The sequence below is a fragment of the Verrucomicrobiia bacterium genome (genome assembly GCA_035946615.1).
GTDB lineage: Bacteria > Verrucomicrobiota > Verrucomicrobiia > Limisphaerales > UBA8199 > DASYZB01.
Map to the genome: position 1 here is coordinate 1 of DASYZB010000155.1, position 9962 is coordinate 9962.

Consider the following 9962-nt stretch of genomic DNA (forward strand, 5'->3'; position numbering starts at 1 on the left):
TGGGCGGAAAAACAATTTTCTTGGGTTCGATTGGGTTCGGATGGGTTCGGACCCCGCTGGTTTGAACCACGGATTACATGGAGTTCACGGATGGGAGAGAGGGACGATGGGGAGGGTTGTGTTTTCATAGGTTTTCGGAGCTTTTGGATGGTTGGCTTAAGTGTCGGAAATGGGTTACGGGTGATGGTTTGGTGCATAAGTGTTTAAGGCGTATTGCTTTATTGAGTGTATGAGGCAGGCGACCGGCTCTGGGAGCGATCACAGCCTCTATTATATAACCCCATCGAGATCGCATTTCGGCTCAATAAAAATGAAAAAAGTTTCATGACTGGCCTCTGGAGAACCCCTCTCCGCCGGCCCTCTCTTTTCCCGTTGCGACGGCGCGACAGCGCGGCGGGTCGGGATGGGAGAGGACAAGCACCGGCAAGTTAAAGATGTAGCTCATGTCAGGGACTCGTCAGTATCTCAAGTTTCAAGATGTTCAGGTTCTGCGGCTTGCGAGGCGGCCATGGGCCACCAGGCGCCCGGGTGTGGGTTTTTCAGGTGCGGATTCGGCGCCGGTCGGGCGGAGGGTGACAAGCCCGAGACAGATTGATCTGTCTATTATGTACGGATCATCAGAAACGCGTTTTTCCCGTTTGGCGGCGAAATAATGTGGAAAAAAGTTTGGGTTTTGTGAGGATTTGGGCATGAGATAAGCGTAACGAGGGCGAAGGGTGGTGGAGGGGAGAAGGTCGTGGAGCGTGGGGGCAGGCGCGGATGAGGTGCGCGGCCAGCAGGCACAGAGATTGGGTGAGGGTGTGCGGGATTTTCATGGAGTTTATGAGTTTATAGTTTTTAGATTAGTTCTCTACACTATATATGGGGCCACAGAACCTGCTACACTGGCAACAACCGGCAGATGACCTGGTGACAAGGGGGCGTTGTGTCCCCCTCGTGGGCTGATTAGTGGCGCAGGTGGAAAGCAGCGAGCTGCAGAATGGCCAGAAGTCCGTTATAGCCCAGATGTGTGGCGACTGCCGGACCGATTGCAGCCGAACGAAGGCGAAACCATAGAGCTGCCAGAGCCATGGTGCCAATCCCGATAGCAGCGGCGGGGTAGTGGATTACTTCCGTTAAATGCCGCAGGCAGAAGATGACCGTGGTTAGCGTGGCGGCAATGCGTGTTGTCGCGGGCTTTGTCCTTGCCTCCACAAAAGCAGGTGCGGCATTATCAGCCATGAGCGAGTCACCCCTTTCATGGAACAGCCCACTTTGGAGGCTGCGGTGAAACTCGTCGCATATGCCGACGAGTCCACAGTGGCAGAAACTCCGAAGTTATAATCATCGCTGGCTGGATCGCGTTACGGGACGAATGGAGTCAGTTTTGTGTGTCGAGTTTTGTGTTGCATGGCAGAAGGTTTTAGACCAATACGCCGCCCCCTATTTCCATTTCCGGGAATGGGCTGATGCTTCGGCGGTTGTTAGGGGGAGACGACGAGCCAGTTCCGAATTTCTGAAGAAAAATCCGTATCGAGACTGGGCCCAATCAAAGTTGGATACATTTCTATCTGAGCTTGTCGATGTCGCCGCATCCTGCCAGGCATTGATGATTGGAGGCTACGTTCCAGCAAAGAAGCTTGCAGAAGACAAATCAAATGGACTGACCAAGACATCCCGAACGGCGGAAGAGCTCTGTATCGAGCACTTCTTCAACTCGGTACTGTCAACCATCAACAGGGAGCGTTCCCCGCTCAAAAGGCAGCCGATAGCGTTTGTCTTTGACTACTCCGATGACCCGGAATGGAGGAGGATTATTAAGGATGCATTCGAGTCCAGCCGCCTTAGGAACAGACATTTCAAGGAGATGTCGTTCGCTTCAAAGAAACGCCATTTGCCCCTCCAGGCTGCGGACATGGCGGCCTACCGTGTTCGCCAAAGGATGGAGGACCTGGTAACACTCGACCTGTCCAAGACATGGGAAAAACTCGGCACAAAACTTTTCCGAAAAATTAATGCGTGGAGCGCGGGCCTGAGCGACCGCGAAACAGGCGCGATTCTAAGGCGGGTCTATTTGGTTCCGGAAGATGCGACATATGATCAAGCAATGGACGCGATCACCAGCCATCCGAATTATAAACCGCCAAAAAAATAGCTCTGTGGTGTCATTACAGGACCGGTCTCGATCCGGGCGAAAGTGCATTGCAATCAATGAGCTAGCCGAGCATGGTCTCAAGCATTTACGCCACGAGCACTGCGCCCCGGGATGAGCGGAAGCAAATCAGAGGGAGAGTTTGAGACCTGCGTCCATGTGCTCTCCATCGGCAGGTTGGTGGGACCTGTCAAACAGCGGCGCGACTACCGGGCCCTTTTAGCGCTGAACAGTTTTTCTGGCAAGCATATTGTGTGTAGTTGTGCGGCTGCGCCTCGGCTGCGCCGGGGCTAATGACAGAGTCGAAGCAACGAGCCGCCATTTCTGAGTGTAGGACACGACGCAAGGAGTCGAGTCTCTGATCAGCAACTTCCGGGTGAACAAAAGGCGGCCAGCTCACGATCTGATCAGAGACTCGACTACTTACGTCGTCTCTTACAAAGGCTTGGAACCGGGCATTGTTCTCTTATCAGCCCGCCCCGACCAATGGTTTTCCATTTCCATTTCCATTTCTCCAGCCATTGAGGAAGGAGGAGGCTTCGTTCAATTTTTGCTCGAGGGTCAGCACCTGGCGTGCGCCTTCGGAGGCGGCGTGTTTGGCCTCGTCGCGCTCCTTTGCGGTGCGAGCCAACAGCGCCTCGTAGGATTCGGTGGTGTTGCGAGTTATGAGCCGTGTCTCGGTTTCCCACTCCGCCCGCGCGGCCACCAGGCGTGCCTCGGCTTGCTCGGTCAATTGCACGACCAGCTCGCTCTCACGCTGCTTGGCCTTTGCTTGGGCGGCGTCTTCTTTCTGCTGCATTTCCTTGCGGAGCTGGGCTTCCAGTGCAAGGAGAGCGGCCTGGGCTTGCGCGTCGCGGCGGCGCAGGGCCTCTTCAGCCTGGGACTGCAACTCGGCTTGGACGGTGTCGAGCTTGGCGTGCCATTGTTGGTCACGCTGGCGTGATTTGGCCAGGAACAGCTCTTCTTTCTGCTGCGCCTCCTGGCCCAAACGAGCCTCGGCGGCCCGGACGCGCGACTCGGCCTGGCGTTGCCATTCCTCCTCGCGGAGGCGCAAATTCGAGGTCCACTGATTTTGCAGTTCGATTTCCCGCGCGTCGGCCCGGGTGGCCAATTCCTGTTCGCGCTGCTTGAGCTTTGCCTGGAGAGCCAGTTCTTTCTGCTGCAGTTCGTGCTTCATGCGCGTTTCGGCCTCCCGCGATTGGGCTTCGAGCTGGCGTTCCAACTCCGAGTTCCGGGCGGCGGATTCCTGTTCTTGCTGCTTTAATTTGCGTTCAAATTCTTCTTCACGCTGGCGCAGCGTGTTGCCAAACTCCGACTGCTGCCGCTCGAAGCGGAGCTTCTCCTGGCGGGCCGCCTTCTCGAGCTCACGGGCGGCGTCATCCTTGGCCTGGGACAACTTGAGAGAGAAGGCATCGGCCTGCTGCCGCGACTGGGCGTCCGCCGTTTCGCGGGCGCGCTGGGCTTCCTTAAGGTCATGCGCCAACCTGGAGGAACCTTCCATGGTAGCCAGTTCGGCATCGGCTGCCTGACGCCGGGCCTGCATCACCTGGTTTTTGCAGTCTTCGGTCACTTCCATCAATTTCTTGTGATGTTCCTGCATCATCGCCGTGCGCTCCGCTTCGGCGGCCACGCGCTGGTCGTCCAGCTCCTGGCGCGTTTGAGTCAGACGCTCCGACCACGCGCTCTGGCGCAATTGAACCTGGCGCTCGACCTCTGACTTCTGCAAATCGCGCAGGGCGTCTTTCTCGACTACCGTGCGGTTGAGCGAATCTGCCATCGCTGCCAGCTTGGCCACCCATTCGGCTTCTTTGCTCTTGGAGGCCTCCGCGTGCTGCTCTTCCCGCTGTTTCAATTCCGTTTCGTGCCTGGCGGTGGCAGCGCCAACGACCTCGCGCGCCGCTTGCAGTTCGGCCTCTTTCTCGGCCAATGCCTTGTCGCGAGCCGTGATCTCGGTTGCGGCCTGCCTGGCAACGCGCTCGGCGCGCAAAATCTTCAGCCGCCCGGCGCGGGTGTAGAGCCAGTGCATACGGCGGCCCAGGAAGCCAAGCCGATGCTGGGGCCGCTGTTGCTCGGGCTCAAAGACGGTCGAGAAACCGATCTCGACCATCAACGTCGGAAGGAAAGCGACGATAAAAGCCAGCACCGGATAGACAAAAATCCGCACCATGCTGATCTGGTCGGTCAGCAGGTCGCCGCGTTCCTTGGAAGAGGCTTTGATGGACACGGGCCGCTCACCCTTGATGAGGCCGCGCACGATTTCGACCGTGGTGGCGATGCGGTGCACCTGAGTTTTGCGGATAGCCGCCTCGCGCGCCTCATAATACCCTTCAGCCCTCTTGCGGCTGGCGTCGATTTCCGCGCGGATACCATCGCCCTTCTGAACGACGGCTTCAAACTCCTGGTCAAGTTGTTCCCGTTGCGCCTTTTCTTCTTTTGCCAACGTGGCCAGCGCCGCCGACAACTCATCGCGCTTTTTGTCAGCTTCCTCGCGCTTGATGCTCGAGCGGGTGTCGAATTCCTCGCGCAGCCGCCGGGCGTCGGCCTCGACTTGGGCCACACTGTCGCGGCGCTTGTTATTGACCGCCAGCAGTTCGGCTTCTTTGGCTTTGATTTGGGTGTCGAGTTCGGCGATCAAAGTAGGCTTGAGAATCTTGTTGACCTCGCGTTCGGGAGGCACACCGGGACTGACCGGTTCTTTCATCAACTCGCGCTTGAGAAAATTGGCATGGTCGTATTCCGCTTTGGCTTTGTCGTAGGCCGCTTTCTTATTGGCGTATTCCGTCATTTTTGCCTGGTAAGCATTCTCGAGGCGGGCTTCTTCAGCGTTCCATTGGGTAGCTCGTCCCACCTCGATTTCACGGCGCGCGCGCAGGTCGGCCAGGCTCTTGGTGAGTTGTTCGGTGTCGGAATTGAACTGCGCGATGATATTTGCCTCGCGCGCTTCGACCTCAGACAGCTCCTTTTTTTGATAATCGGTCAGGTTGATGGCGTCGAGGCGCGAGGAATCATTGCGCTTGACGGACTCCTCGAGCTCGGTTCTGGCCTTGCCCTCTTTGGCGGCCAGCTCCGCAAGCTGCCTATCGCGCTCCGCCCGCTTTTGTTCGATGGCCGCCAGCTCGCCGTTGAGCTGGCCAATCTTCACTTCTTCTGCGGTGGCCTTCTCGAGCATCTGGGTGGCCGGCGCCAGCGCGACGCCCATCTCATAGACCGCCATGTCCTTGACTAATTGGAATGTCAGCACACAAATGAGCGGCAACCCCCCCGCCAACATCAAAACCTTTTGCCAGCCATGACGTGAAGCCGTCCAAATGGCCAGAGGCAGCTTGAGCAATTCGCAGGCAAGAATGGTCGCCCCAATGGGACCAATGCCAAAAAAAGTGACACCCATGCCTTGGGGCAGACAGACCACCTTCTGGTATTTCCATCCCGTTGACAGAATCACGATTTCCGTCACGGTGGCCATAAACAGCAACGGCAGTGTTAAGTAGGAAATCCGTTTGGTCCTCAGCCGCTGCCAGGGGGAAAATCCCATGTCCTTGCGGAGAGCGGTGTTGACGGGATTTTGCGAATTTGTTGAACTGATGTTTTTCATAAATAAACCTTGTAAAAATCAGGGACAAAAGACGTGCTGGCTTGCTCTCTAAATCATAACGACGAGGTATTTCAACAGGGGGGTCTGCGATGCCGGGGTGCCGGTCGGTGCTTCATTCTGGCGCTGCCGCTAATCACGCGTCGAGTTTAGCAGCCTTCGTGCCAGTCTGGCCGCGGCTGCTAAATTCGGCACATCGAATCAAAGGGTTGTCCGTTATCGGCACATTCAAATTTGCAGACACCAGGCAAATCCTTGGGGTCTTGGGGCTGCATCGTTCAGGTCTTCACCCACTTACGGTGTAGGGCTGTGGGTTTTAAGGTGGTGCCAGTCGTATGGCAACCGACGTAGTCGTTTATATCTATGGTCTTGCAAAGGTGTATCCCGCCACCGCGCGCGGCGGCTCCCAGGAGAAGGGAAAAGCATTTTGGCCTGGTATGCCAGGCAGAGGGATGGGGAAAAGACCGCTGGTGTTCGCCCGGACTTCAGCCCGCGTTAGGAGCGCTCGAGGCAATCAGAAAGTGCAGAGGATTCCTTTGGCATGGCATCCGGCGGCGCTGAAGTCCGCGGCGGCAAGTGAACTGGGTTTTCAAGGGGATGGGCAACCTTGTCTTGGGAATTTGGGCCGGGCTTATGAACGGCAGGAATGCTTCGCCTGGAAAAAGGTGGAGTCGGTTGCCAACATGACTGCCTTTGTCAGCCCGGTCGCTTCTCTTTTACCGGGAGGACCGCGGGATGGACTACACACAGAGGGATTCCTCTCTCCGGCCCTCTCTCCTCCCGCCGCGACGGCGCGACAGCGCGGCGAGCCGGAAGGGGAGAGGGAGAATCCTCGGCAGCTTGCGGTTGTAGCGCATGTTTCAGACTCCTCTGTAATACCTGTGAATTAAAACATGAGCTCACTCCAGCTCAACTCGATTGCAGCCCCCGCCATCCTGTCGGGCCTGCTGCCTGATTGTTCCGGCGTGACAGGCGTCTTGCCGCTTTCGTTCATGCAGGAAGACGTGTGGTTCGTCGAGCAGATGGCGCCTGGCACGGCGTGCTATAATCTGCCGGAGGCCTGGCGGCTGAGGGGACCGCTAGATCTGGAGGGCCTTCGATGGAGCCTGGAACAGATCACCTGGCGGCATGAGACGCTGCGGACCAGCATCATTATTCGCGATGAAACGCCCGCCCAAGCCATCCAACGGCCGGCGCGTTTGGACCTGCCCCTCATTGAGTTAGAGCAACAACCGCAAAAGGAAACAGAATTGCTGCGCCGCCTGGTGGCCGAGGCGCGCAGGCCATTTGATTTGTCCCGCAGCCCGCTATTGCGCTGCCAACTCTTCCGATTGAATAGCGATGAGCACGTCCTGTTTCTTAATGTGCACCATTTGGTCTCGGATGCGTGGTCTCAGGAACTCCTGCTCGAAGAACTTCGACACCTTTACACGGCACGCATTACCGGAAAACCGGTGTCCTTGCCTGAGTTGCCCATCCAGTATGCCGATTTTGCGGCCTGGCAACGTGAGGCCTTTAAGGTCAGCGACTTCAAAGACCACCTGGATTATTGGCAAGAGCGGCTCCGGGGAGGCCTCTCGCCACTGGATTTACCGGCTGATTTTCCACGCCCCTCTGTTCCGTCATTTCGCGGCGCGACAGAATTGACGGTGCTGCCGCAGCCTTTGGTTGATGCCTTGAAAGAACTGAGCAGGGGTCATGGGGCAACGCTCTACATGACCCTCCTGGCGGCTTTTAAGGCTCTGCTGTACCGTTTGACGGGCGAGCAGGACATAATTGTGGGAGCCCCAATGGCGGGTCGCGAGCGTCTGGAGACGGAGCGCCTGATCGGCTTCTTTGTCAATACTCATGCCTTGCGGACAAATGTGAGCGGCGATCCTCCGTTCACTCAATTATTGTCCAGAGTGCGTGAGACGGTGCTGGGCGCGTGCAGCCATCAGGACCTGCCGTTGGAGCCATTGCTGCAGGGGCTCCAAACTCAACGCCAACCCGGACGCCACCCACTATTTCAGGTTGTCTTCGGGCTGCAAGCGGCCTCGCCGGACAACTGGTCCATGCAGGGCCTGGATGCGACGCGAATCGAACTGGATAATGGGTCGGCCAAATTTGATTGGACGCTCCTGCTGACCGAAAAAGCCAAGGGGTTGCAGGTGCGGTCGGAATACTCGACAGACTTGTTCGAGGCCCAAACAATCAGGAGATTTCTGAGGCATTACCAGCATCTGCTCGAATCGGTTGTGGCTGCGCCGGACCAGCGCCTGCCGGACCTGGCGCTGCTTGATCCGGTCGAACGGGAGCAGTTGTTGGATAGCTGGAACCGGACCACTACGGTTTATGAGCGGGACCGGTGCGTGCACGAGCTGTTCGAATCGCAGGCAGCGGAATATCCGCAGGCGCCGGCCTTGAGGAGCGAAGGCCGGACTCTGACTTATGCCGAGTTGAACAGCCGTGCCAACCAACTCGCCCGGCGGTTGCGCGCCTGCGGGGTAGGGCCGGAGGTGCGGGTTGGGGTGTGTCTGGAACGTTCGGTCGATCTCATCCTGGCGATGCTCGCTATCCTGAAAGCGGGCGGCGCCTATGTGCCACTCGACCAAACCTATCCGCGTGAACGGCTGGGCTTTATGCTGCGCGACACCGCAGCGGCGGTAATCATTACCGACACACGGTTTTACCGGGGCGGCCTCCCTGCAGGTGACAGCCGTGTGCTTTGCATCGATGCGGAGCAGGACCGGCTCGCGCTAGAATCTGCCGAAAACCTTCCGGTCGAAACGGGGCCCGCCAGCCTGGCCTACGTGATTTATACTTCGGGTTCGAGCGGGTTGCCAAAGGCAGCGGCCATAACTCATCGGGGCGTTGTCCGCCTGGTCCGAAACACCAATTACATTCAGATTGTGCCTTCGGACGTATTTCTGCAATTGGCGCCGGTCACTTTTGACGCTTCCACTTTCGAGATTTGGGGGGCTTTGCTCAATGGGGCGGCCTTGGTTCTGTTGCCCCCACAGATGCCGGGGCTCGATGAGTTAGGCCGAGCGATCGAAAAAGGGGGCATCACGGTTTTATGGCTTACGGCGGGTCTGTTTCACCAGATGGTGGATTCACAACTACAGCGCTTTGGCGGATTGCGCTGGCTGCTGGCGGGCGGGGATGTGCTTTCGGCGCCGCACGTCAGCAAAGCAGCGCGGCAGTTGACCGGCTGCCGGATTATCAACGGCTATGGTCCCACCGAGAACACCACCTTTACCTGCTGTTACCGCGTGCCAGTTGGCTGGGCGGGAGAGCATTCGGTGCCAATTGGACGTCCGATTGGCAACACGCAAGTTTATGTTTTGGATGAGAGCATGCAGCCATGTCCCATTGGCATACCGGGTGAACTTTACACCGGGGGGGACGGCCTGGCCCGAGGCTATTTGGGCCAGCCGGAATTAACCGCGCAAAAATTCGTTCCCAACCCGTTGGGAACACCAGGCGCGCGGCTTTATCGAACCGGGGACCTGGCCCGCTGGAGGGCGGATGGGAACCTGGAGTTCCTGGGGCGCCTGGATGAGCAGCTCAAAATCCGCGGCTACCGGGTTGAGCCTGGGGAGATAGAACACGTCATCGCTCAGCACCCTTGCGTGCAGCAAGCGGTTGTTGTGGCGCGGCCAGACTCAAGCGGAAGCAAGAGTTTGGCGGCTCACATCGTTGTGCGAGAGGGCAAGCGGCTGGAAGAGGCCGCGCTGCGCGAGTTTGTGGCCTGCAGGCTGCCGCACTTCATGGTGCCTTCATACTTTGTCCAGGCGGCCGAACTGCCCCTGACAATTAACGGCAAAGTGGATCGGCGGGCGCTTTCCCCAATACCGCTCCAACCGCTGCAGGCCAGCCCTGTGTCCGGCGAACCTCATGACCTGGCAGAAAAAGCTTTGGCCGGAATCTGGTGCGAAGTTCTGGGGCGCAAAGCGGTTGGTATTCATCAGAATTTTTTCCACGTGGGCGGCCATTCACTGCTGGCGATGCAAGTTATCTCGCGCATAACCCGGGCGTTTGGGGTGGAGCTGCCTCTGCGAGTGATTTTTGAATCGCCAACGATTTGCGGGCTTGCGCAAGCGCTTAACCAGGTGCAGCAGGCACAACCAGAGCAGGCTGCGCCAATGCGGCGGTTGCTACAGCCCGACAAGGCCGCCGACCTTCTGCAACGCATTGACCAGCTTTCGGACCAGGAGGTGGAAATTCTCCTGAGCGACCCCGAACTGAAGAGTTTTTGAA

The 9962-nt window shown here is 57.9% G+C and carries 4 protein-coding genes; 2 read left to right on the plus strand and 2 right to left on the minus strand.

What is annotated here, in order from left to right; translation table 11 throughout:
• Positions 1-945: 945 nt before the first annotated feature.
• Complete coding sequence (locus tag VG146_22620) at positions 946-1221, minus strand: CPBP family glutamic-type intramembrane protease (GenBank protein HEV2395155.1); 276 nt, start codon at positions 1219-1221, stop codon at positions 946-948.
• Positions 1222-1282: 61 nt separating this feature from the next.
• On the opposite strand from VG146_22620, the gene VG146_22625 reads away from it, so the two are divergent.
• Positions 1283-2134, plus strand: coding sequence for a hypothetical protein (locus VG146_22625; protein HEV2395156.1), 852 nt, complete (start codon positions 1283-1285; stop codon positions 2132-2134).
• A gap of 466 nt (positions 2135-2600) precedes the next feature.
• On the opposite strand, the gene VG146_22630 is transcribed toward VG146_22625, so the two are convergent.
• Positions 2601-5723, minus strand: coding sequence for a hypothetical protein (locus VG146_22630; GenBank protein HEV2395157.1), 3123 nt, complete (start codon positions 5721-5723; stop codon positions 2601-2603).
• A gap of 890 nt (positions 5724-6613) precedes the next feature.
• Here VG146_22630 and VG146_22635 point away from each other — a divergent pair.
• Positions 6614-9961, plus strand: coding sequence for an amino acid adenylation domain-containing protein (locus VG146_22635; protein ID HEV2395158.1), 3348 nt, complete (start codon positions 6614-6616; stop codon positions 9959-9961).
• Position 9962 lies beyond the last annotated feature (1 nt).

What these genes read in the sequence shown, in the direction of transcription:
- VG146_22620 (HEV2395155.1), bottom strand. Translation starts at nt 1,221, where the DNA reads ATGGCTGATAATGCCGCACCTGCTTTTGTGGAGGCAAGGACAAAGCCC.
- VG146_22625 (HEV2395156.1), top strand. Translation starts at nt 1,283, where the DNA reads ATGCCGACGAGTCCACAGTGGCAGAAACTCCGAAGTTATAATCATCGC.
- VG146_22630 (HEV2395157.1), bottom strand. Translation starts at nt 5,723, where the DNA reads ATGAAAAACATCAGTTCAACAAATTCGCAAAATCCCGTCAACACCGCT.
- VG146_22635 (HEV2395158.1), top strand. Translation starts at nt 6,614, where the DNA reads ATGAGCTCACTCCAGCTCAACTCGATTGCAGCCCCCGCCATCCTGTCG.